The sequence below is a fragment of the Alteromonas profundi genome (assembly GCF_010500865.1).
Lineage (GTDB): Bacteria > Pseudomonadota > Gammaproteobacteria > Enterobacterales > Alteromonadaceae > Alteromonas > Alteromonas profundi.
This window is the reverse complement of sequence record NZ_JAAAWN010000011.1, coordinates 65,987-90,578: the sequence shown is the minus strand read 5'-3', so window position 1 is coordinate 90,578 and position 24,592 is coordinate 65,987. Positions and strand designations below refer to the sequence as shown.

Genomic DNA, 24,592 nt, shown 5'->3' with positions numbered 1-24,592 from the left:
CAGTGAGGACAAGCTACGTTTTCGTTTCCAACGTCACGACCACTTTTACACGTAATTTACATTAAGAACCGCATAGCATTAACAAGCACTCTCACTGACCAATGGTGCACTGCACAAAAACGACAAGTAAAAACAGCGGAATGCACCAAGTTAGACTAAAGAAGCAATCATAATAGGTTAGAGCCAGCGACGAACCGCAAGGGTATACTGGGTATAGTCGGCGCCGAATTTAGCCTGCATAAACCGTTCTTCAGGCTTTATTTGAAATTGATTCATATAAACGATAAAAGCGGGAATGACTAACACGCTAACCCCGTTTTCTAGCCAAAGGCACCATGCGATTAATGCCAATAAAAAGCCCACATACATAGGGTTACGGCTTACGCCAAACACTCCTTTCACAACTAATGTTTCGGTCTGTTGTGGTATTCTGGGGTCTACAGTAGTTCCTGCTCGGCGAAATGCATGCACACCCAGCAAAGCAAATATAAAACCTAACGCACACACTATTAGCGCTATGTAATGTCTATAGGGCAACGCAAAGTTATAGGCAGGAAACCCAAGAGCTATAAGCCAACTAGCCACAACAAACACTAGCAAAAGGGCTACCGGCGGAACTTTTAATTCTAGGGATCGCATGGGGGAAACCTTATTTGTAATCACTCTCCCACTTTAGTTGGTTAAGTAAGATTTAACCAGAACAGGGTTTGGCCTGGAAAGGCTTTATCATAATAATAGCCGCGCGGCTTAAAGCCCAAACGCTCTAGTACATGTTGAGATGCGCTATTTTCAGGGTGGGTCATAGCAGTTAAAAATTCGTAACCTTGCTCAGTAGCCCATTTAATGACACCTTCACAAGCCTCTTTGCAGATACCCGCCCCGCGCCCTTCGGGCAGTAACGCAAAGCCAAGATCTGGATAGCGAAAAGCAAACCGATTAAATAGGCCGCAAACCCCCAATGGCTGGTGTGTTTTATTGCACTCTATCGCCTGTAAACCATAGCCCCACTCCTGTTGTTGAGCATGGGTTTGAACAATGTAATCGCAGGCGTCATCAAGGGTGAATATATTCTTACAACCAATGTATTTTAACCACAAAGGATCGCGATTTAAGGTAAGGATCCACTGGCGATCATCTAAGCTCAATGGCCTTAATGTTAAACGTTGGGTTTGAATATGCATAAATGTCTCAGCTTATTTCCTTATAAATGACACGCATAATAGAGGCGCGCCTACCTAAGGTAGATTAAACGATTAGAGCTACTGAAGATAAAGCTAACTAAGCGCCTTTAAAATAGCATCAATTTTACTATGCTGACGGCTATCTAGGTTAGCGGCCCGCGGGTATTTAGGCGCTTCTCGATCGTTATAGCGAGGGTGTTCCCATCCCTTAGTTTGAGAGACAAAAGCGTGCGCTTTTGTCTCTCCGCCATGTTCAAAACATCCAGATAAGCAGGTATCGATATAGGTTTGGTGTACAGGGAATTGCTCATTGGCGGGCAGCACCTGTAACGTTTCACATATCCAAAAAGTATGTTTTTCCAACGCATTGAAAAGTGTTTCACTCATTGGTGCACCAGTAAATGATAGCGCTTGGACCCCTACTTCAACAAAACGGTAGTCTTTTTCGCGGTCTTTTAACTGGGGGTTAATGGCGGTAGGAATAAGTAATGCATTAAGTTGGCTGTTACTATCAGTTATGGCCCCCACATAGGTTTGTTGTTCGGCTATACTGCGCGTTACCCAAGCGCGCTGAAACCCCGTAACATTTACAGGAAGCCCAGGGGTAAATATTTGCGAATATCGTTCTCGGCTATCGCGGCTAAGTAAACTGCCATACCCCAGTACGTAATGCTGCGCAGGCACTGTGGATAAAAATGCAATAACATGGCTTTCGGTTTGTGAATTCAAGGCGTCCTCGTAGAGCATAGCAAGCTGCGCAAATAAAGGAAGGTCCTTCGTCTGCGCAGCTAAAGCTTATTTAAAACAACGCTCTCACACCAAAGGTTAGATTTCTACCCGGAAGCGGCGCTTTGTCTTTCAAATAAGACGTATGCACCCGCGCTTCTTCATCGGTTAAATTGCTGCCTTTAGCGAAAACAACCCAATCTACGCCTTCACCCGTGAACTCATATTGAAGATTTGCATTTACCAACGTATAACCGTCGGTGGTGGTTTCAAAATCAGCAACATCATCTTGCGCATCATACCAAGTAAAGCCTACATCGGCAGTTAAGCCATTATTCACATAGCTAAGCTCGCTACCCACACGTAGTGGAGGGGTACGCGGTAAATTATCACTTTCTACTTCGGCATCAATATAATCACTGAACACCGTTAGACGGACATTGTTGTTTATATCGAAGTAAGTTTCAGCTTCCACGCCCCAAATATCGGCATCAGCTTGTTGGAAATAATAAACCGGATAACCTTCTTCATCGCTATGGGCTTCCTCTTCTTCGTGTTCCTCATGTTCTTCTTCCTCACTAAGCGCGATTAACCCTGTGTTGCTTTGGTAAATATAATCGTCTGCTTGGTTATAAAAGAATGAAACACTGTAGCCCCAATTACCGGTGAATTTACGAAAGGTAATATCAAGGTTCGTGCTTACCTCTTCATTTACCCCACGAAGGTTTTCTTCAATATGGCCTTCATCATCCATATCAAAGACTAACCCCACTTCAAAGCTTTCCGTTGCTAAATGCTGACCTGCTGAAAACAATTCTTGTTGACTAGGCGCACGCTCACTGCGTGATAATGTAATTGCGACAGATTGCCCTTCTACATACTCCCAATTTGCCCCCGCTGATAAGGAGGTACTGGTAAAATCATAGTCAGGAAAGCTAAATTCGGTACCATGTTCTTCATGATCCTCATCGTCGCCTTCATGGTCATCGTGCTCGTCTTCGTCGTGGTCATCTTCTACATGCAGTGCATGAAGCTCAACCTCACTGTCATCTGCATCATAGGATGTACGTTCGATACGCCCACCTAACTCGAAGGTCACATCACCCACAACTTTTTGCTCGATTAAATACAACGCATAACTCGACGTGGTATTGGCTGGCGTAAACGCTTCCTCTCCTACCGCAGTATAATCACTGTGGTTAGCCTGCAGGCCAAATACGCCATGCCATCCTTTCACTTCTTCATGATACAAAGACAAGCGCATATCGCTTGATTCATTGGTAAATACTGTCCCTAGCTCACCGTCTTCAATTTCGGCATGTTCGTAGTCAGTATACGCACCAGCAAACTTAATATTGGTTAGCCCTTCAATAGGCGAATGCCATTCACCTGCCACTTGATAGCGGGTCATGTCTACATCAAGCAAGGTGCCTTCTTCAGCATGCTCCTCGTGCTCTTCTTCAGTTTCGTCTTCGTGTTCCTCTTCATGACCATGATCATGGCTATGCCCGGGTACACCATATTCGTTATCTAATTGCTCTACAGCAAAGCCCAAATAACCTTCATCGGCCACATAGGAAAGCCCAGCGACGATATTTGATGTTTCCATGGCACTGTTTTCCAATACCCCTTTTTCTTCATCATCATCGGGCTCAGCCGAGGCATAACCGGGGATATCTGCATTGTCGGTGTCGCGATAAAAGCCATCTAAATGCCATACGATATTGCCTGCCCCGCCCGTAACATCACCACGGGTGTACTGGCCTTCGTTTACGGTGCTGTAGCTAGCTTCTACCTCGCCTTCTACGCCATCAACGTGATATTGAGGTATACGTTTATCTACCACATTCACCACGCCGCCAATTGCCCCGCTACCATATTGCAAGGTGGCTGGGCCACGAAGGACTTCGACTTGCGTAGCACTGGCCATGGTCGTGGTTACATTATGGTCAGGGCCAACACGGGATACGTCAGATACATCCAGTCCGTTTTGAACAATCTTTACTCTAGGGCCATCGTTGCCGCGAATAATAGGGCTACTCGCAACGGGACCAAAATAGGTGCTGTGTACCCCAGGCGAGTTTTTTAGCGTTTCTCCTAACGTGGGCGCCTCTATTTTGCGAAGCTTTTCTGCACCTATAACAGTGACGGGCGTAACGGATTCCAGTACAGAAGATTGTAGCGCGGTAGCCGTTACTACAATGTTTTCAACTGACGCTGGCTTTAATACAAAATCCACATTTTGATCGGTACTTACATCGCCTAAATCGTTATCTCCGTGGATAAATTGCGAAGAAAATACATGTAAATGAATATGAGGCTGGGTTACGTCATCAAACCGATAGATACCGTCTTCGCCAGTAACGGCCACGCGACGAGTGCCTTCGATAGTCACTTCGGCGCCTACCACAGGCTTACCTGATGGATCGGTGACTTTCCCCGTTACGGTAGTTGCTAACACAGGTGTGCTAAGCAGCCCTGCTATGGTAATACTAAGCAGTGAACGCATTTTCATGTGGTTTCCTTTGGAACAAAATAGTTAACTTTGTGATGTTATAACATTCTTTATTATCAAGCGTATAAAGTCAACTGCGTTTGATCCGACATAAAACCACATTTATCGTAAGGAAAAGTTATGCGCGACTAACCGGGAAATTAATGACGTCTTGAATGTGGCGCGCCCCCACTTTTATCATTAATAGTCTATCAATACCTAATGCCACCCCTGCGCAATCAGGTAATCCCGCTTCTAATGCGCTTAAAAAATATTCATCAATAGGTTTTGTGGGCAAGCCTGCCGCGCGGCGCTTTTCATTATCTTGCGCAAAGCGCCTACGTTGTTCATCGGGTGCACATAGCTCATAAAAGCCATTGGCGAGTTCAGCACCTTGAAAATACACTTCAAAGCGATCGGCGATACGCTTATCTTCGGGGTTTATTCTTGCCAATGCTGCCTGAGAGGCGGGAAATCCGTAGACGAAACAAGGGCGTTCGCGGCCAATAATAGGTTCAATAGCCTGGCCAAAAAGCAGTTGTAATTTACTGTCTATACTTAATGTTTCTGGTGCATTAATATCAATGCCGCAACATCGCATTTTATCATCAAGGGCATGGTTAGTGGCGGTTAGGGGGTCTAGCCCCAGCACATCGATAAAAGCTTGTTGGTAGCTAATTTTATCCGCAGGTTCAGTATCTAAGGTGGCGATTAATAAGGCATCTACCTCCGCCATCAACTCTACGTGAGAAAAGCCCGGGCGATACCACTCAAGCATAGTAAATTCTGGGTTATGCCAGCGCCCTTCCCCCTCATGGCGAAACGCCTTGCTAATTTGGTAAATTGCGCCACTATCGGCACATAATAGACGCTTCATTGCGTACTCAGGGGAAGTTTGCAAAAATAAAGATACAGGTTTACCCGTGGAGCCGTAGTAAAAGTCGGTGGCAAATGCATCTAGGTGTTCGTCGGTTACTGTACCTTGTGAAAGCGTTGGAGTCTCAACTTCCAATACATCTCGCTGGCAGAAAAATGCGCGAATAGTACGCAACAAATTAGCCCGCGCAACGCGGTTTTGATGTGAGGTTGTGGGTTGCCACTGCTGCATAGTAAAGGCTATGAATGAAAGAGAAGAAGCCGGTATTTCAACGTGAATACCGGCACAATACTGTTACTTTTGTACCCGTGAAACGTACTCACCTGAGCGAGTATCCACACGAATAACTTCACCGGTTTGCACAAATAGTGGCACGCGTACCACTGCACCTGTGCTAAGCGTTGCTGGCTTGCCGCCTGTACCTGCAGTATCGCCTTTAAGGCCAGGGTCAGTTTCGGTAATTTCTAACTCAACAAAATTGGGAGGCGTAACTGTAATAGGTGAGCCGTTCCATAACGTGATAGTACACACGTCGTTTTCTACCAACCACTTTACATTGTCACCCACAGCTTTTTCATCAGCGGCGATTTGTTCGAATGTATCATTATTCATAAAGTGATAGAATTCGCCGTCGGTGTACAGGTAGGCAAGCTCAGTATCCATAACGTCTGCGCCTTCTACTGATTCACCCGAGCGGAAGGTTTTTTCTAAAACTTTACCTGATATAAGTTTACGAATTTTTACACGGTTAAATGCTTGGCCCTTGCCAGGTTTAACATATTCGTTTTCAAGAATGTTGCAAGGTTCGCCGTCCAGCATGATTTTCAGGCCGCCTTTGAACTCGTTAGTGCTGTAATTAGCCATAATTCCTCTGTCTAAACATAAGGTACAAAAAGTTTCGTGGAACAAATAATACCTAAAAAACCGATTTCTGTAGAGCTAAACTGGCAAAAAGAATTGGCAAATAGCTTTACCGATCCTACTAAACTGGTGGAATTTTTAGGTTTGGATGCCAAAAAGTACGCACAGCACGTTAAAGCACGCCAATTATTCCCCATGCGCGTACCTCGCCATTTTGCCCAATTAATGCAGAAGGGTAACCCTGACGACCCTTTGTTTAAACAAGTTATGCCACTAAGTGATGAATTTGTCGTCGCACCGGGTTATAGCGAAGATCCGCTACAAGAACATCAAACGGCAGGCAGAGGGATATTGCATAAATACGATTCCCGAGCACTTCTTATGGTACGTACCGGCTGCGCGGTAAACTGTCGCTATTGCTTTCGGCGACATTTCCCTTATCAAGATAATGCGGTAAGCAAAAGCCAATGGTATGAAGCGCTCAATTACCTTGCTGACAACCCCAATATCAATGAGGTGATTTTTTCAGGCGGCGACCCTTTAATGGCTAAAGACACCCACCTTAGCTGGCTTGCAAATGAAATAGCCGCTATCCCGCATATTAAGCGTTTACGTATTCACACTCGCTTGCCTGTGGTATTGCCTGAACGCATTGATAGCACCTTTAGTGAATGGTTTACCCAACTTCCGCTGCAAAAAGTGTTGGTGTTGCATGCTAATCATGCCAATGAAGTAAGCGAGAACTTAATACAACGCTTATTGCCATTACGAAACCAAGGTGTAACCCTACTTAATCAAGCCGTGCTTTTAAAAGGAGTAAACGACAGTGCTGACGCGTTATGTGCACTTAGCGAAACACTGTTTGAAAGTGGAGTATTGCCTTATTACCTGCATGTATTAGACAAGGTACAAGGTGCCAGTCACTTTTATGTAAGCGATGAAGAAGGCCGGAATATTATGGCGCAAGCGATAAAGCGTTTGCCGGGTTTCCTAGTGCCAAAACTGGTAAGAGAAATTGGCGGTGAGCCCGGCAAAACGCCTATCGACTTACACTTACATCCCTAATTTACGCAAAGGTGTCTATATTGGCACCAAGCGATGGATCAGACGATGAGGGTTTTGGTACGTCAGCGGCTGTTTCCAGCAGCTGAAGCGTCGCTTTACCTTCTTCCTGCTGTTGGCTTTTAGCCAACTTTAAAGAGGCAACTTCAAGTGACGCACCGGACGTTGCAGATGCACTTGCACCTTGTAAATCCATACCGATTTCCTTTGTTGCTTGTAGCAAAGTAAAAAAATGGGCAGAATTGCCCACCTCTTTGTGTATCGGCACATTGTTGAGATTCTTTAACCGTTTTTTACCTAAAGCTTTAAGGGTACCCATGCAAGCTATTCATCAACAACTTCAAGACACCATCCAAACCCTTTACCGTAAAGCGGTAGATGCGGATCAGGCGCTGGATCGCTTACAACAAGATCAAAAGGGTAAATTTGCCGCAGTATTTGCCGCCGACAGCCCTTTTAGTACCTCAGCGAAACGCTTTGGCCCCTATGTGGAAGAAATTGCACACGAGTGGCAGTTGCTAAAAGATATGTCCGACGAAGATGCTAAAGCTGCCTTACCTTCGCTAATAAAAAAGATTGAATTAGCCTTGGTGACCATAGCTCAATTTCAACAATCGCTAATAAAAAAGTAGCGCATGAGAGCCGCTTTACGCCCTGAACTGCCTAAACATGAGCATTGACGGGCACCAATAGACAAAAGCGGCTCCATAGGTTTGTATCACTGAATATCTGACATGAACCCAAAGCGGCCGTTTTTAACTTTCTGACTGCAATTAATCTCTGGCCTTCAAAGAAATTACATCAATAAAATCATAGGGTTTCAAGAAAATTAACCCACGCAGATTCTGGGCATAATGCCGCGTTATATTCTAAAAGCTTCATACTTTTCTCTGGAGAGTGGACGCCATTGGTCATATAGTCGGCAGCGAAGTTGATTGGCTCCATGCGCGGCTTCACTTAATAATAAAGGTCAGTTGATAGCTTTTTATAATGTTCAGATATTGCTTCAGGCCCTTTCTCCATCACATCAAAAGGTAAAACCCAGTACCTATAAAGTTCGTTAGTTGCATTGACCAACCCGGATATGCTTGTTGCAGCGTGGGGAAGGTTTTTTAAAACTTCACTTTTCACTCTTAACCCTGAAATACTATTTTCGTTGAAAATGGTTTGTAACCCTAAAAAAGACGTTCTCATTGTATTTCTTGATTCATGTTCACTTTTTACTATTTCATCGCCTAAATTCATGTATATAAATTGCTTTAGTGACTTACGGGATGAAATATAGGTAATTATTTTTTCCACTGTTTTATTGTCTCCCCAGTGGAGGGATGGGCTGAAAGCATAGTGTGCTGTAAATAGCTCAGGACGAGCTTGAACGGTATATAACGAAAGTAAACCACCCAATGAGTGACCTTCTAAAATTCTAAATTCAGAAGTCTGATAATTTGAGTCTACAAAAGGAATAAGTTCCTTTTCAATGTAATTATTGTCGGACAACGCTATTTAGGTATCGTTATGGAGTATCTTTAGCGATTAATAATATTCATCTGCGCTAGAAACGCGTGAAACAAGCGCATCAATGTCCATTTTGTTTAATTCTTTTTCAATAGGACAACGCTGGTAAATGATTGATAGCCTTACTGCCGCTACCACCTTACAGAGATATTTCGTTTATCTATGTTTAATCAGCGGCATAAAGCGTAATAGTCGCTAAGCGGCGTTTGATTTCTTTGACCTCTTGCAGATATAGTTCGCTGTCAACCTGCTGATATTGTTGTATAAACCCCTGTTTGCTTAGCCCTTCCGGCAGCCCTTCAATAGCAGGCATAATGTCGCTGTCTGATTGAACACGGGCCATGGCATTTTGTAGCTCTTTGGCGCGGTCTGGTGAACGCGCTACGCGCGCAAATTCCGCCCCCGCCATGTCAGCGGCTAAATCAACGAAACTATACCCTGTACCACCTTGAGCTCTATCCATTAATTCTTTAAATTCGCCAATGGCTAACGACACGCCTTGCTCGCCCAATAACTCTAGCGCAGCAGAAATAATAAAATGCCGCGCAAGGTCGTTACGCTCAACTAAGATGGCCGGGGCGCGAGGTTTGATGGCTTTATCGGGGTTAGGCTGAATATCGCCCACTAAGTGCCCCACACGATGGTGTCCTACCAGCGCAGCTAAGGCGAAGATTACCGCTTTGTTATGAAGCACAGCCTCCTCTGCTGTTTCACTTCGCTCTCTGGCCCGCGCCATACCTTCGCGTAAATATTCTATTAAAGGCATAGGTTTAGGGGAAAGGGCTAATTCTCGCCCAGAAATATAGCGCAGGTAGTACGCGGTTAAATCTTGCAGTTCGTTGTCGGCATCAATGGATAAATTATTACTCACCGTATTGAGTTCTACTAATAATTCATCAAGGGGCCCTATCTGAAGCGAGACCTCATTTTCTCTCATACTAACCGCTTCAATGCGGCTAAGCGCTAGCGATGCAATTTTTGAACGCGTCCATACATTGATAGCAGTTTCAACAAACCCTACCACCATATTACCAGGCAAAGATAAATCGCCTAAGGTTATGGTATCTATCTTAAGTGCATCGCCCGGCAAAATAAGCGCAGAAACGTTGATATAGATATCGTAGTTATTTGGTGAAAAGGTAAATGCGACCGTACCACCAAAGCGCGTTACATTCACTACCCCTCTGAAATTGGGCGCGGCACGCTGAAGTACGCCTACTAAGCTCTCTATTTGCATTTCGGAAAGCACGATAGTGTGCCCTTCTTCCCGTTCTGAAAAGGCACTATTTAGCTGGGACAATAACGCATTAACGCTGTCTGCCCCATCTAACTGGTTCGATGCATTCGACTCCACAAGAGGATGTTTTTGTACCGCTGCAACCCCAATTGCTACAACGGCAACAAGCACCAGCATAAGAAGAGCCAGAAAAAGGCCTAGCAGCCAACGAAAAACGCGCTTCATAATTTACTTCAATTCCTGCCGCCCAATTTCGATAAAACGAAAATGTTACCTGAAATACCCCTACACATGCTAGTGGCTAGACATTTCGTTATCGATCCACTTTTGTAATGAATCATAACGCGCAGATGCACGAGAAAAGTCATGCTTTGCGGTTTGCGGGGTAGGAATAACCACACATTTAATTTTGGCCTGCACGGCGGACTGTAGCCCGTGATGGGTATCTTCTATTGCTATACATTCTTCTGGTTTTACCCCTAACTGTTGCATAGCCAGCTCATAACTTTCTGGGTCGGGCTTACTCACTTTTACATCTTCAACTGCCACCACAGTGCTGACATAGCTTGATAAATCGTACCCTTGCAAGGTTTTTTCCACCGAGAGTTTACTTCCTCCGGTTACAATGCCCACTCGATAACCCGCATCAAAACACGCTTTAATTGTTTCTTTCGCATAGGGCATTAGGGGAAAGGGTTGTTGGTGTAAAAACGCCTCTACCTTATCGTGTTTTGCTTGTGCAATAACCTCAGCTTCTTCATCGATAGAAAAATGCTTAACAATATCCCGTGCGTTTTGGTAAACCGGTATCCCTGCCATTACGTCATTGAAAAAAGACTCTGATAGCTGCACATCGTAGTTTGCCAGAATTTCCTTCCACAAACGAAAGTGAACCGTTTCAGAATCAATCAAGGTACCGTCGTGATCGAAAAGAATAGTGGTAGTCGCGGAAGAAATTGCATTTGCTGACATAAATCACTCCTTGGTGTAGAGGAATATAAGAAACGAAAGGAATAATGTGGCACGTTCGCTAACCTGTTACTAGGTCAATAATCGTATGAGGGCGGCTCTTAACTTTTTGGCAAGCAAAATATCCTTTTTGCTCCAAGGAATACCTTTTTCGCCATCTACTTCACTCCAGCGCTCAAAAGACGCACGAGGGGTTAAAACGCCCTTCTCATTTACCTTTTGTTTGGTTTTGTCAGGGTCGCCCGCCCAGTGAGTTACCTGCTTTTCAGGTACGCGAAAAAGATAAAAGCGAGCACTGTCAAATTCAAAGTTTAACCGTATAAGCATAATTCCTCTGGTGGCGTCACACTGCACCGAGGCTAACCCCTCGATATTGCGGATATCTTGCTCGTGCAAGATCACATCAGATGCATTCCATCGACAGCACTTATCTATGTCGCCAAGCACACTTTTATCAAGGCCACTATCAGCCGTAAAATACCATGTATCGTTTAGAAAAAGTGCACAGCTTTGGGCGGCAAACGCCTTAGCAACCGAGGCCACAAGCATATTCATATTGTCGCTCGACTTATTAACCATAAGGTGTGAAAGCCGTGATACTTCCTGATCCAGCGAGGTAAGAAGAAACAGCCTACTCTTTGATTGAAAAGTAGAGAAGATCATAGAGAAATACTTTACCAAACTCTCCGCTTGGTAGCGCACATGGGAATCTATATGCGTAACCGAAGAGTGATGACACGATACTATCCCCCATAACTTACCTTGTTGCATAATAGGGATAGAAAACGACGTACGTACCCCCATGTTTTGCATATACTCCCCATGTATCGGCGATACGCTACGCAAGTCTGAATACGTTAAATCTAACGGAGCACCTGACACAGTTAAAAAGTTAACCGGCTCTGCGCCACTATCTGCAATATAGCGAGAAGGGTTTTGGTGATACATCTGACGGGCAATTGCGGGAATATCAGAGGCGGGAAATTTAAGTTTTAAGTATGGTTGCAAGCCATCTATTACTTTTTCTGCAACCACTTCTCCCGACCACTGCTCATTAAATCGATACAGCAATACACGCTCACAGGGCAGTAGTTCATTAAGCGTAGTGATGAGTTGTTCCCAGTAATCCTGTTCTTTCCAGTCACTGCCTATATTCGGTAAAATCGCGGTTTTTAGCTGTAAGTATTGGCGCTGGGTTACTTTAGCTGTAGTAGGCTCAATTTCAATGAGGATACCTGAATCACTGCGGTGACTACGGAAATTTAACTGTTGCCCATAAACTGATTCATTAAACGCATGAGCACGACTACCTGGATTTACCCCAAGATTATAAAGCACCCCAAGCGGCAGCCAATCTAATTCATGTACCTTCAACCCAATAAGTGTAGACACTGAGAGCCCAATGTAGCTCGCAACGTTTTCACTTGCAGCGGTAACCACTAGCGATTCATTTTCAATAAATAGCGCCGCCCCAAAACCCTGAATTTTCCCGCTAAGGTGAAGCGCTTCTTTTTCACAATTCGCCAATAGCGTTTTTAACGGCAGGGTTGATGAAGACGTTTTGCTCTCGTCGTCTTTATTCAAATGTTTTATCTCACTTTCTCAAGCAAATCTTTAAATAGCAAAGGTGCGGATAATTGATAACCTTGCGCTATTTCACAGCCTAATTCTACAAAACTATTGAGCTGGGCTTCAGTGCCGACCTGATCGGCGATAACCGCGATGTTCAATGCTTTGGCTACGCTTAAAAAGGCATCTAACAACGCATCTGCATCGTCGTCTTTCATTTGTTCCATTATCGCATGTGATAATTTAATTTCACTGGCACCACTTTGGTGTAGGTGCGATATAGCGCTGTGGTAGTGACCGAAGTCGTCTACTGAAATCGTACAGCCCATACTTTTTAAGTTATGTAACCGATGGAATATGTGCTTTTCACCCGCCTGAATATCGCGCTCAGAAATTTCAAACTTGAACATCTCGGCACTGAGATTGGTACGTTTTAACAAGGCATTAAATTGTTGATTAAAACTGGTAGCCAGTAACTGTTTACCTGAAAGATTAATGGCGATACGTGGAAGCTGTATGCCCTGATTAAGCGCTTTTTTAATATCTTCTGCTACCAATTCAAGCGTTTGCCAACCCGTGCTTTCTATCAGATCGCCTTTTTCAGCTACATCAATAAACTGAGAGGCATCTAAAATTTCACCGTCATCGCCTGTCACCCGTAGCAAGGCTTCAACCCCTACCACGCTGTTAGTGGCAATTTCGTATTGGGGCTGATACACCAAACTAAAATGGTCCTCGGCAAGGGCTTGTCTAAGCTTTTGCTCAATGTCGACCCGAGCTTGGGCGTTATCCTTCATACGTTTAGTATAGTACTGATACTGAGCACGACCTAAAGATTTTGCATGATACATGGCTTCATCAGCGCGCTGCAGCAGAATATCTGAGGTAACCCCATCGTTAGGGTAAATAGCAATACCAATACTGGCCGAGACCGAAATACGGTGGCTCGCCACGCGAAACTCTTGCATCACGTTTTCAATAATGCGCTGGGCAATGTCATCAACTTCATCCACATAGGAGGCCGATACCAAGGCCACAAATTCATCGCCGCCTAGACGGGCGAGCAAATCAGTGTCACGAATACATTTGTTTAAACGCTTGGTAACCTGTTTTAATAATAAGTCACCTACCTTGTGACCTAAATTATCATTAACCGGCTTAAATTCATCTAAGTCGATAAATAACACCGCACATAACTGAGCATCACGCTTAGCGTTACCAATCATCAAGACTAAACGTTCTAATAGAACACTTCGATTGGGTAGCCCTGTAAGCTCATCGTGCGTGGCGAGATATTCAATACGACGCTGCATATTCTGAATTTCGCCAACGTCGCTAAAAGAGCCAATGTAATTTACGATATTGCCCTCTCCATCGCGAACTGCATTTAACGTAAGCCAAAGGGTTACGTCACTTCCATCTTTTATGGTAGTAATGATTTCGCCCTGCCAGAACCCTTGCTCATGCAGTAAGGTTTCTAGTTCTTTGTAGAACGCCTTGGAATGCTGCTTCGAATGTAAAAGATCGGGTGGATTTCCTGTAAGCTCTCGGGTTGCGTAGCCGGTTAGTTGAGTGAAGGTTTCATTGGCCGTCACTATGGTGCGGTTGGCATCCATCACTAATATAGCTTCGCTGGTACGCTCAAATATTTTCCCCGCCAAACGCAACTGCTCATTAGCATGACGCTCATTGGTAATATCTGTAGCTTGGGTACAAATAGACTTTATGGTTCCCTCTGCATCAAAAATTGGGAAGCGGACACTATTTAACGTTACCTTGCCAGTAGCTAAAGTGAATTCATCCACTGTTTCCACCGGCGAAAGCGCACGCATGGTATCTAAGTCTTTATCACGGAATTGTTTTGCCAGCTCTCGCTCAAATATTTGTAAATCGGTTTTACCCACTACGTCTTCGGCTGATAAATCAAATACTTCTTCAAAACGTGAGTTAACGAATTCGTAGCGTCCCGCGTTATCTTTTAGCGCGATTACGGCCAAAGAATTATTCATAATGGAGAGCAACTGCTCTTGGCTTTTTTCAATTCTCTCGTGAGCGAGTACGAGTTCTGAATTATCGATAATGACTATAATTGCGCCTGTAATTCGCTCTCGCGTATTCACAATTGGCGTTACGAAGACGTTATATGTTTCCCGGCTAGATGGCTTAATAATAATGTTACTGGCCACCCCGGTTTGCAGCGTTTTATTTAAACGTCGTTCAATGTCTTCAAAGTAGTCGGGGAAGTTAAGCACATCTAAAGGCTTGTTAAACGAACCATTGTTTAGATGAAAGCGTCGATTGGCAGCATCATTTGTACGGTTTAAGCACAAGTCCATATCAAACACTAAGATTGGAAAATCTAAAGTGTTGTAGACACTAACCAACTCACTGTTAACCGCAACAAGCTCGGCAGATTTGCGCATGCTCTCTTCATTAACACTAATGAGTTCTTCATTGGTAGCTTGTAGCTCTTCGTTGGTCGCTTCAAGCTCTTCATTATTGGCTTGCAGTTCTTCGTTAGCAGCTTGAACTTCTTCGTTCAACGCCTGCATTTCTTCAGCTGAAGCAGCCATTTCTTCAGTCAGGGTTTGTAACTGCTCACGGGCAGCAATAAGCTCGGCAATGTCAGCTTCGCTGCTATCAACTTCCTCTGCCGGCGCGGCGGCAACCGTCGCGGTAACTGAAAAAAAGTTAACTAAAAAGTAGGAGGGCGCATGTTTTTCAAGGGGCATGATGCGCATTTGCCACTGTTTATCTTGGTCGCTCTCCAATTGTTTAGCACGGCTTTGTGCAATTTCTCCGGTACGCCCTGCTTTATTCATACAAGAAATTAACTCGGCAGAAAAAGGCGCGCTAATTAATTTAGATAAGTTTAAATCGGGCGATCCTGTGGGAAAGCGAATAAACGGGTCTAAATCGCCGTGGGAGTGTAAGATAGTAAACTTGTCATTTATCAACAAACTAGGCCCAAAACCATCAAGTACAGCTTGGGTAAATATGTTTTCGTAGCTACTGGTAACCGTATCTCTGTTTCTTGGGGGCGTTAAATGGCTTTTTAGCATTTTCGGTAAATTGGGGCGCTTAGAGGTTTCACTTACCTTAAAAATTCGGTTACGTCTGTCTAATGGGACAAACATATCATCGGTGGCGCCGATAGACTCAGATTTTCCCAAAAACAACACACCATGTTTAAGTAATGAATACCTGAATAAAGATAGAACTCGACGCTGCAATTCGCTATTGAAATAAATAAGTACGTTTCTAAACGACACCATATCAAGGTTCAAAAAAGGCGGGTCGCGGGTGATATCTTGACGCGAAAAGGTGATCACATCCCGCAACGGCTTTTGCGGCTGATAGCCATCGTTAGCGTAACGGAAGTATTTATCAATCAGCGCCGGCGCGATGCCCCCCATTGATTGAACCGAGTACGTCCCTTTTCGTGCTATGCCCAAGGCATCTTCGTCAATATCAGTGGCAAAAACTTGTAAACTTATGTCTTTCTCAGCCTTTTCAATGGCTTCTAAAAAGGTGATGGCAATAGAATACGCTTCTTCGCCCGTGGCACAGCCTGCTACCCATAAGCGAACATTATCGCCGTCTTTTTTTCTATCAACAATATCTTCAATGTGCCGACGAATTGCGTTAAACGCGCTAGTATCACGGAAAAAGTCGGTCACAGAAATAAGTAACTCTTTTGACAGCGCCACTACCTCGTCAGCGTTATCATCTAGAAATTGAAGGTAATCTTTCAAATCAGTAGTTTGGGTTGCAATTAGACGGCGATTAACCCTACGTAGCAAGGTAGATTGTTTATAAAAACTAAAGTCAATTTTTGTGGACTCACGAATTTTGCTATATAACTCGCTCATCAACGTATTACGGTCATCGTCTTGCGAGTTAAAGAAGTTACGGGTCATATTTTGCGTAATATGCGCAATTTCCTGGCCCATTTCCTGCGGCTCTAATATACCGTCTACCGCCACATTTTCTAATGCAGCCTTAGGCATACCATCATACTTGGCGGTGGCCGGGTCTTGCACAAAGGCAAAGCCCCCTACGCTTTTAATTGCCTTAAGCCCTCTAGCGCCATCACTACCAGTTCCAGATAAAATAACCCCGACAGCGTGATCGCCAATCTCATCAGCGAGAGATTCAAAAAGAAGGTTTACCGAAGGTTTAGGCGCTAATTCACTGGGCTGTTTATCAAGGACTAAGCGCGCGGACTGATACTTTAAGTGGTACCCTGGAGGACCAACATAAATAGTATTTGCCTTAATTTTACATTGTTGGCTGGCTTCTTCGACAACATACTGCGTTTCCCGGGCCAAAATTTCTGTCATTTGGCTTTTATGAGAAGGGGATAAATGCTGTGCGATAATAAATGAAGCATTAATAGATTTGGGTAGCGCGCTTATGAGGTTGATTAACGCTTCTATTCCTCCTGCTGAGGAGCCCACTCCTACCACAAACGGAGTATCGGTGGATTTTTGATCTTGCTCTATGTGGGGAAATTCCATCTGTCTCCAGTAACCCTTACTCGTCGGCCTTGTTACGCCGTACTAAACGCCAATAAAACACTATACCAGTAACTTATTTCCCCACCTATACTAAAGTTCAATAAAACCCGTGAAAAGGGAAACATTTAATGTATCTCCCTTCCCTTGTAGCTAATTTACTCTAACTACAAATCTACTTCGGCCATATTGCCTTTGCTTTCAAGCCAAGCTTTTCTATCGCCAGAACGCTTTTTCGCTAATAACATGTCCATAAGTTCGAGCATTTCTTCAGCATCTTCTATGGTAAGTTGAACCAGACGCCGGGTATTTGGGTCCATCGTGGTTTCTCGCAACTGCATTGGGTTCATTTCACCTAACCCCTTAAACCGCTGAACATTCACTTTGCCGCGCTTTTTCTCTGCTTCGATACGATCGAGAATGCCTTGCTTCTCGCTTTCATCTAGCGCGTAAAAAACGTCTTTGCCCACGTCAATTCGAAATAGCGGTGGCATGGCCACATATACATGCCCTTGGTCTACCAAGGTACGAAAATGTTTTACAAACAACGCACACAGCAAGGTAGCAATATGCAGCCCGTCAGAGTCTGCATCGGCAAGAATACAAATTTTCCCGTACCGTAAACCACTTAAATCGGTTGAGTCTGGGTCTATACCTAAGGCCACCGAGATATCGTGAATTTCTTGTGAAGCCAGTACTTGTGAAGAGTCGACCTCCCAGCTATTAAGAATTTTCCCCCGCAGGGGCATAATGGCTTGAAACTCGCGATCGCGGGCTTGTTTGGCAGAGCCGCCAGCAGAATCACCTTCCACCAAAAAAAGCTCTGAATAAGAAATGTCTTGCGAAGAACAATCGGTTAGCTTACCCGGAAGTGCAGGCCCCTGAGTGACTTTTTTACGCGCCACCTTTTTGGTTTGTTTTAAGCGGCGTTGTGCATTGTTAATACACATTTCCGCCAATGCTTCAGCCACTTCAGTATGCTGGTTTAACCACAAACTAAAGGCATCTTTTACTACACCTGACACAAACGCAGACGATTGACGTGACGAAAGTCGCTCTTTTGTTTGCCCTGCAAATTGCGGATCTTGCATTTTGGTAGAGAGAATATACGCGCACCTATCCCAAATATCATCTGGCGAGAGTTTCACGCCACGGGGCATCAGGTTTCTAAACTCACAAAATTCCCGCATAGATTCTAGCAGGCCTTGACGAAGCCCGTTAACGTGGGTCCCTCCCTGCGCAGTAGGTATAAGGTTAACGTAACTTTCGGTTACCAGCTCGCCTCCTTCAGGTAGCCACATAACGGCCCAATCTGCCGCTTCTGTATTGCCACTGTAACTTCCAATAAAGGGCGCATCGCTAGGCAGTGTTTCAAATTCCTCTACTGCTTGGTAAAGGTAGTCTTTCAGACCATCTTCGAAATACCATTCAGTGGTGTCTTTTGCTACCTTGTTGTCAAAGCGTATACGCAGACCAGGGCTTAACACCGCTTTCGCACGCAGGTTATGCATTAAGCGGCTTACCGAAAACTTGGCTGAGTCGAAATATTGTGAATCGGGCCAAAAATGAACGCTGGTGCCGGTGTTGCGCTTACCACAACTATCAATTACAGCAAGCTCTTCAACTTTATCGCCGTTTTCAAACGCAATACGGTATACCTTACTGTCTCTTCGTATTGTCACTTCCACCCGCGTAGAAAGCGCGTTTACCACGGATATACCTACCCCATGCAAACCACCCGAAAAGGCATAGTTTTTATTGGAGAACTTTCCCCCTGCATGTAACTTACTCAAAATAAGTTCCACCCCAGACACTTTCTCTTCGGGGTGAATATCCACTGGCATACCACGGCCATCGTCGATGACTTCTAAAGACTGGTCTTCATGCAGTATTACCTTAATATTGGAGGCATGCCCAGCAAGCGCTTCATCGACACTGTTATCGATAACTTCTTGACCTAAATGGTTAGGCCGTGAAGTGTCTGTGTACATACCTGGGCGTCGTTTTACCGGGTCTAAGCCATTTAGGACTTCAATTGCTTCAGAATTATATTGATTTGACATAGTTATGGTTGTTATTTAAGCCAGCAATAGAGAAAAACATGCGTTGCACGCATGGCGAAATAGCGTCATTTGATGTTACCAAGGCTTGTGTAGCCTAGCAATGAAAAGCCTATGTCATCCCACATTGGATTGATTGATTGCAGGCTCTTCTAACAAAAAGCGGGCGATATCAGGAAGATGTCTTTCATAGTCGACAAAACTGTGGTCCCCTCCTTGTTCGATCACTAAATGACCGCCTTGGTATTTTTCTTCAGCTAGAAGGTAATCTAGGGTTTCATCTGCGGTTTGCAACATAACTTTATACGCCGATGGCGTGCGCAATAGCGGCGCTTCTAGCTTTTGTATGACTCGCATATCATCTTCAACAATGTCAAAGGTTTCTTGGGTGTAGGGGTTTACATGACGACCAATAAAGCCTCTTAGCAATTCATAGGGTTTAACCGCCGGGTTAATCAATACGGCTTTACCGCCAAACTTTTCCACCAAAAAGGTTGAAAGATACCCCCCCATAGAACTACCAATAACTTTTAACCCACCTTCTACAATTGCTGGATTTTTTTCAATAATATCAATCAATTGAGATTCTACTCGGCCTGGGTAATTCGACAATTGAGGTGTATGAACGGTTACGTGAGGATAGTGTTCACTAAAGTATTTTTTGGTGGCCTGCGCCTTCACTGACTGCGGTGAACTTAAAAAACCATGAAGGTATAAAATGTGCTGCATCGCGTTATATTCTCTCTATTTCTACGCTAAGGTTGCCGGTGGGGTGTAAGGTTAATATTTGATAGCCGGGGGAGAGCGTACTCACTGAGAAGTCAACGCTCATTTGCCATTGCCAACTGGTAGAGGGTGCGCCGAAAATAGGTATTTTCGTAGCGTCTACAAACTGTCGAAGCGGCGTATGTACGTGGCCGTGAATAAGCGCCTTCACTTCCCTTTGATGTTTTAGCCAGTTAATTAAACGTTCTGGGTTGCGCAAATTATGGGTGTCCATCCAACTGCCCGTGGGGTAAACATGGTGATGAATACAAAGCAAGTGATGGCGGCTTTCCTGCTGCGCTATCGCGTTTGATACGCTTAGAAGCTGGTCGTTATCTATTATACCCTGCGTGCCTGTAGTGCGGGTATCAAGGCCATGAAGGCACCACTGCCCGAACACTTGACGTGTCCCTGCTTGCAACCAAAGGTCACCTAAAAGTTGGCTAAAATAAGGGTTATTGTCGTGATTCCCCGGAATTACCCACAAGGGGACTGAAACATAACGCGCTATCAATTGCCTGAAATGTAGATAGCTTTGCTTACTATCGTCCCCTGAAATATCCCCAGTAACGATGACCCCATCAATATGACCTGGGGCGTGAGTAGTGGGCTGTGCGCTACCATCATATGCTTCTGTCTGCGGCTCATTTTCACATAGGTTAAATACACGCGATAATATTCTCGCTAGCGAGTAGTAGGGCTTAATGTCGCCGTAACCAGTGCGATCAGGGTCTGCGAATAAATGGCAATCGGTGATATGCAGTAGGCGCTTCACACTTGTGACGCCACCTTAGGTTTGCGTGTTAAACAAAAATGAAGCCATTCCGCGAGGAATATATTTACCATATGTTTTTCATTTCGCTGACGCATATTAAGATTAGGGTAGTCGTAAGAGGGTTCTAACACCCCCGTATTTTGACTGTTAATGACCTCGGCCATACGCGCATCATGGTACAAACGCACCGTCATGGCAGGCTTTAGGTAACTAGGCATTTCATTGGTGAGCTGTTGTACGGTAAGCGTACTGGTGTAGCGTGCCGACTCAATAATACATATCTGATAAGTCATACTTTTGCCCACGGCAAACTCGTAGCTTAACTTTTCAGTATCGCAGTCTGGCAAGATCCGCATGATGTGCGAATAATTAAGCTCACAAAGAGCCTGAATTGTCGGTAAATGCGGAACGTATTTCCGCTGTGAATATAAAGTCACTTTGTTTGCCACTGCTCCAGTAACGTTGTTTTGTGCATAAAAAACCATTGTAGCGCAATTATGGCTGCTGCGTTGTCGATTAAGCCATTTTCTAGCCATTCGCGAGCGGTACTTTCTGCCACTCGATGTACTTTAATGTCTTCTGACTCCGATACTAATCCGTGCACGCCGTGGGCCAATGTAGCATCAGTTTTGGCTACATATAAATGCACCCGCTCGGTTGTGCCGCCGGGGCTCGATAGATAATTTACGGCTTTGGTAAGGTGCGTTAAGCGGATGCCTGCTTCCTCCATCGACTCACGATGGCAAACATCTTCTTCCGTCTCCCCTTCATCAATCATACCGGCGATAATTTCTATCAACCAAGGGGTTGAAGACGTAGGTAATGCCCCTATTCTAACCTGCTCAATTAGCACAAACTCTTTTTGTTCTGGATCATAGGGTAATATACCCACTGCGTGGCCCCGTTCAAAAATTTCACGCTTTATGGTTGGGCTCCATTCGCCATTGAAGCACTTGTGTCTAAATTGATACTCTTGCATGGTGAAAAAACCACGATAAACTGGCGTAATATCCGTGATTTCTACGTCGTTTGAGGTAAACGAAAGGATTTTCTTGCTCATTAGCAGACACTTTTGGTTCTAAACGGTTTATCATGCATAGTACAGATTGACTCCATTTTTGTATATGTCGCTAAAGGCTTCGCATCATTGGATAAAACTCGAGAGCGATATAAATAATAGCTTGGGTACTGGTGAAATAATAAGTCCAGATCACATATTCTGTTACAGTTAAACCATAACTGTTACGAGAAGACGCTTTCGGTTTACCGTTAATTATTCTTAAACTAATAAAATTCGCAGTCCATAAGACTCAACTGACTTAACAGGAATACGTAAGCATGAAACGAACACTTCTGTCGCTGGTAATAGGTTTATCTATTAGCACAGGTGCCCTTGCCGATGACTTAATCCAGGTTTATCAACAAGCGGTCGCAAACGACCCCCAAGTAAACCAAGCGAAAGCTGAGCGCGATGCCGCGTTTGCAGGGATTAGCATTAGCCGCGCAAACTTACTCCCGCAAATTTCAGGCTCAGTGGGCTACACCATCTCAGATTCTGAGCGCTTTCAACAAGCTGCGGGTGACGACGGGTTACAGGTTTTTACAACAGATACTGAAGTAGACACCATCGACTATGGGTTATCGCTTTCCATGTCGTTATACGACCACGCAAACTGGCTTGGACTAGACCGCGCTGAAAAAATCGCTCAGCAATCTGATGCTGCGCTTGCAGCCAGTATGCAAGATGTAATTGTACGTACCGTGAATGCTTATTTCGATGTACTTCGCGCTCGCGATAACGTTGAGTTTGTAGGCGCGGAGAAGCGCGCCATTGAGCGTCAATTAGAACAAACCCGACAACGTTTCGAAGTAGGGCTTACCGCCATTACCGATGTACACGAAGCGCAAGCGAACTACGATAGTACGGTAGCACAAGAAATTCAGGCTAAAAACGCCCTTGAGTCTGCCCTAGAAGCGCTGCGTGTCATTACTGGCAAATATCATGATCGTCTGTATGGCTTAAACACAGAAAGCTTTTCTGCCACTATGCCAACACCAGCGCAGGTTGATGACTGGCTTGAAATTGCGCAAGAAAGCAACCTTGCACTATTGGTTGACCGGTTAGCAATGGACGTGGCAAAAGAAGATATCGCTATTGCACGCTCGGGTCACTTACCCACAATATCACTCTCTGGTAGCTATGGCCGCTCTAAAGACGACGTAGATGCAGAAGTTATTAATGATGATGGCTCTACCACGCCATTTGGTTATGAAACCCCCTACTTAGATAGCCAGTCAATCGCGCTATCATTAAGCGTGCCTATTTACCAAGGTGGCAGTATAACTGCGCAAACCAAACGCGCTAAGTACAACTACGTTGCTACTAGCCAAATTGCGGAACAGACCTATCGTCAAACAGTACAATCGGTACGTAGTTCATTTAATGATGTAAAAGCCGCTATTTCTACCATTCGCGCGCTTGAGCAGTCGGTGGTTTCAGCTGACAGCGCCTTAAAGGCCACAGAAGCAGGCTTTGATGTAGGTACGCGTACAATCGTTGATGTGCTAGACAGCACAAGAAACTTATTTGATGCCAGAAGAAACCTATCGGGTGCTCGTTACGACTTCATTCAATCAGTAGTAACCTTAAAACAAGCTGCCGGAACTCTTACCGGTGAAGATGTTGCTATGATTAACCGTGGTTTACGGCCGGTAGAAACGACCCAATAAAGCGTAGTACATATTAGGTAAAGGGCGGCAATGGCCGCCTTTTTTGTACCAGTAAAAAATACGCGGATGCGTGCTTGGCGGTAAAACACCTGCACGATGTACTCAGGTGTCTATTTATAATAAACGCTAAAAATTGTGCTTTATTATGCATCTTTTTACTTGCCAGCTAGGTAAAACATCATCCATGATGACGCCCGTTTTTTTATCCCATGGTTTCTCTCACATTCACTATCGTCAATGTATAAAGAGAGCCTCCCTGTATTTTAAGCGAAGAAGACATGCAAGCCTCTGAGTTACAAAATCGTTTTGAACAGATCCGCGCCAATAAATGGTTTGAAGCCTTTGTGGTTAGCGTTATTGTTATTTCAGCCCTGCTAGTGGGGGCAAAAACCTACGAACTCCCTGCGGGTTTTGGCTCGGTAACCTTACTATTAGATTGGTTTATCAGTGCGTTTTTTCTCACTGAAATCACCATTCGCTTTTTAGCCGAGCGTCAAAAACGCTACTTCTTTAAAAGTTTCTGGAATTGGTTTGATACCCTTATTGTCGTGATCAGCTTAATCCCTGCTGATGACGCTGAACTTGCGGTTATTGCACGCTTGGTGCGGGTTTTCCGCGTATTGCGCATGATATCAATTATTCCTGAGCTACGTATTTTATTGGTTTCGTTAGTTAAAGCATTACCCCAACTTGGTTACGTAATGTTGCTAATGTTCATTATCTTCTATATTTACGCCGCCGTAGGCAGCACCCTATTTGAAGAAATTAACCCTAAACTTTGGGGTGACATTACCATTTCGCTCCTTACTCTATTTAGGGTGATGACGTTCGAAGATTGGACCGATGTAATGTACGAAACGATGGAGGTCTACCCGCTGAGCTGGGCCTATTACCTCACTTTTATCTTTTTCACTGCGTTTGCGTTTCTTAATATGGTGATAGGCATAGTGGTAAACGTTATGGAACGGGAAAATGAGAAAGCGCGGGCTGAAAAGCTCGCCTTGCTTAAGGCCGAAAAAGCCGCTGAAGGCTTTGAAGAAGTCACCCTAGACACGATTATGAAAGAACTAAAAACCATTAAGGCTAAGCTTGATAAATAGCCTTGAAGAGAAAAAGAAAAAACGCCGGTTTAGGTAGATTAATGTGTCCTAAACCGGCGTTTTGATTTTAAGCGCTGCGTTTGCTTAGCCTGCGTGTTGCACGGCTATATATGCCAAACACCCGTCAATAATACTGCCGTTACCGTTATGGCAA

The 24,592-nt window shown here is 44.5% G+C and carries 21 protein-coding genes; 4 read left to right on the top strand and 17 right to left on the bottom strand.

Annotated elements, in window-relative coordinates:
• Positions 1–177 precede the first annotated feature (177 nt).
• The 6 genes from GTH32_RS10010 to efp form a co-directional block, all read right to left on the bottom strand.
• Positions 178–639, bottom strand: coding sequence for a methyltransferase family protein (locus GTH32_RS10010; RefSeq protein ID WP_163085302.1), 462 nt, complete (start codon positions 637–639; stop codon positions 178–180).
• Positions 640–680: 41 nt separating this feature from the next.
• Positions 681–1,181, bottom strand: coding sequence for a GNAT family N-acetyltransferase (locus GTH32_RS10005; RefSeq protein ID WP_163085300.1), 501 nt, complete (start codon positions 1,179–1,181; stop codon positions 681–683).
• Between the two features lie 93 nt (positions 1,182–1,274).
• Complete coding sequence (locus GTH32_RS10000) at positions 1,275–1,910, bottom strand: gamma-glutamylcyclotransferase (protein ID WP_246223214.1); 636 nt, start codon at positions 1,908–1,910, stop codon at positions 1,275–1,277.
• A 70-nt stretch (positions 1,911–1,980) separates the two neighbouring features.
• Positions 1,981–4,422: a TonB-dependent receptor gene (locus GTH32_RS09995; RefSeq protein WP_163085296.1), complete on the bottom strand. Its 2,442-nt coding sequence runs from the start codon at positions 4,420–4,422 to the stop codon at positions 1,981–1,983.
• A gap of 118 nt (positions 4,423–4,540) precedes the next feature.
• A complete protein-coding gene (gene epmA / locus GTH32_RS09990) occupies positions 4,541–5,509 on the bottom strand; it encodes an elongation factor P--(R)-beta-lysine ligase (RefSeq protein ID WP_163085294.1) in 969 nt (322 codons plus the stop codon).
• 63 nt (positions 5,510–5,572) lie between these two features.
• The gene (gene efp, locus GTH32_RS09985; RefSeq protein WP_163085292.1) at positions 5,573–6,142 is read right to left on the bottom strand and encodes an elongation factor P; all 570 of its coding nucleotides are present in this window, start codon (positions 6,140–6,142) and stop codon (positions 5,573–5,575) included.
• 36 nt (positions 6,143–6,178) lie between these two features.
• Here efp and epmB point away from each other — a divergent pair, with 36 nt between their 5' ends.
• The gene (gene epmB / locus GTH32_RS09980) at positions 6,179–7,204 is read left to right on the top strand and encodes an EF-P beta-lysylation protein EpmB (protein ID WP_163085290.1); all 1,026 of its coding nucleotides are present in this window, start codon (positions 6,179–6,181) and stop codon (positions 7,202–7,204) included.
• Between the two features lies 1 nt (position 7,205).
• On the opposite strand, the gene GTH32_RS09975 is transcribed toward epmB, so the two are convergent.
• Positions 7,206–7,397, bottom strand: a complete 192-nt coding sequence (locus GTH32_RS09975) for a hypothetical protein (protein WP_163085394.1) — start codon at positions 7,395–7,397, stop codon at positions 7,206–7,208.
• A 121-nt stretch (positions 7,398–7,518) separates the two neighbouring features.
• Between GTH32_RS09975 and GTH32_RS09970 the strand changes: the two genes are divergently transcribed.
• Complete coding sequence (locus GTH32_RS09970; RefSeq protein WP_163085288.1) at positions 7,519–7,833, top strand: hypothetical protein; 315 nt, start codon at positions 7,519–7,521, stop codon at positions 7,831–7,833.
• Between the two features lie 325 nt (positions 7,834–8,158).
• Here the strand turns inward: GTH32_RS09970 and GTH32_RS09965 are convergent, their stop codons facing one another.
• The 10 genes from GTH32_RS09965 to nudF all read right to left on the bottom strand — a co-directional run bounded on the left by GTH32_RS09965 (position 8,159) and on the right by nudF (position 21,668).
• Positions 8,159–8,698, bottom strand: a complete 540-nt coding sequence (locus GTH32_RS09965) for an alpha/beta hydrolase (protein ID WP_163085286.1) — start codon at positions 8,696–8,698, stop codon at positions 8,159–8,161.
• Between the two features lie 184 nt (positions 8,699–8,882).
• The gene (locus GTH32_RS09960) at positions 8,883–10,178 is read right to left on the bottom strand and encodes a YfiM family lipoprotein (RefSeq protein ID WP_203565445.1); all 1,296 of its coding nucleotides are present in this window, start codon (positions 10,176–10,178) and stop codon (positions 8,883–8,885) included.
• A gap of 69 nt (positions 10,179–10,247) precedes the next feature.
• Positions 10,248–10,925 carry an HAD family hydrolase gene (locus GTH32_RS09955; RefSeq protein ID WP_163085285.1) on the bottom strand — a complete coding sequence of 226 codons (678 nt, stop codon included), beginning with the start codon at positions 10,923–10,925 and terminating at the stop codon, positions 10,248–10,250.
• A gap of 69 nt (positions 10,926–10,994) precedes the next feature.
• Complete coding sequence (locus GTH32_RS09950) at positions 10,995–12,506, bottom strand: GAF domain-containing protein (RefSeq protein WP_163085283.1); 1,512 nt, start codon at positions 12,504–12,506, stop codon at positions 10,995–10,997.
• Between the two features lie 5 nt (positions 12,507–12,511).
• A complete protein-coding gene (locus GTH32_RS09945; protein ID WP_163085281.1) occupies positions 12,512–17,011 on the bottom strand; it encodes a chemotaxis protein CheB in 4,500 nt (1,499 codons plus the stop codon).
• A 164-nt stretch (positions 17,012–17,175) separates the two neighbouring features.
• Complete coding sequence (gene parE / locus GTH32_RS09940) at positions 17,176–19,071, bottom strand: DNA topoisomerase IV subunit B (protein ID WP_163085279.1); 1,896 nt, start codon at positions 19,069–19,071, stop codon at positions 17,176–17,178.
• A 114-nt stretch (positions 19,072–19,185) separates the two neighbouring features.
• On the bottom strand, positions 19,186–19,797 hold the full coding sequence (locus tag GTH32_RS09935; protein WP_163085272.1) for a YqiA/YcfP family alpha/beta fold hydrolase: 612 nt from the start codon (positions 19,795–19,797) through the stop codon (positions 19,186–19,188).
• 4 nt (positions 19,798–19,801) lie between these two features.
• Positions 19,802–20,608: a metallophosphoesterase gene (locus tag GTH32_RS09930; RefSeq protein WP_163085270.1), complete on the bottom strand. Its 807-nt coding sequence runs from the start codon at positions 20,606–20,608 to the stop codon at positions 19,802–19,804.
• Positions 20,605–21,045, bottom strand: coding sequence for a DUF1249 domain-containing protein (locus GTH32_RS09925; RefSeq protein WP_163085268.1), 441 nt, complete (start codon positions 21,043–21,045; stop codon positions 20,605–20,607). The genes GTH32_RS09930 and GTH32_RS09925 overlap by 4 nt, the downstream gene beginning before the upstream one ends.
• Positions 21,042–21,668 (bottom strand): ADP-ribose diphosphatase, encoded by a 627-nt coding sequence (nudF, locus tag GTH32_RS09920; RefSeq protein ID WP_163085266.1) that lies wholly within the window; start codon positions 21,666–21,668, stop codon positions 21,042–21,044. The genes GTH32_RS09925 and nudF overlap by 4 nt, the downstream gene beginning before the upstream one ends.
• 278 nt (positions 21,669–21,946) lie before the next feature.
• Here nudF and tolC point away from each other — a divergent pair, with 278 nt between their 5' ends.
• Together tolC and GTH32_RS09910 are read left to right on the top strand one after the other, a co-directional pair.
• Complete coding sequence (tolC, locus tag GTH32_RS09915; RefSeq protein WP_163085264.1) at positions 21,947–23,338, top strand: outer membrane channel protein TolC; 1,392 nt, start codon at positions 21,947–21,949, stop codon at positions 23,336–23,338.
• Positions 23,339–23,616: 278 nt separating this feature from the next.
• Complete coding sequence (locus GTH32_RS09910; RefSeq protein WP_163085262.1) at positions 23,617–24,438, top strand: ion transporter; 822 nt, start codon at positions 23,617–23,619, stop codon at positions 24,436–24,438.
• The last annotated feature ends 154 nt before the right edge of the window (positions 24,439–24,592 follow it).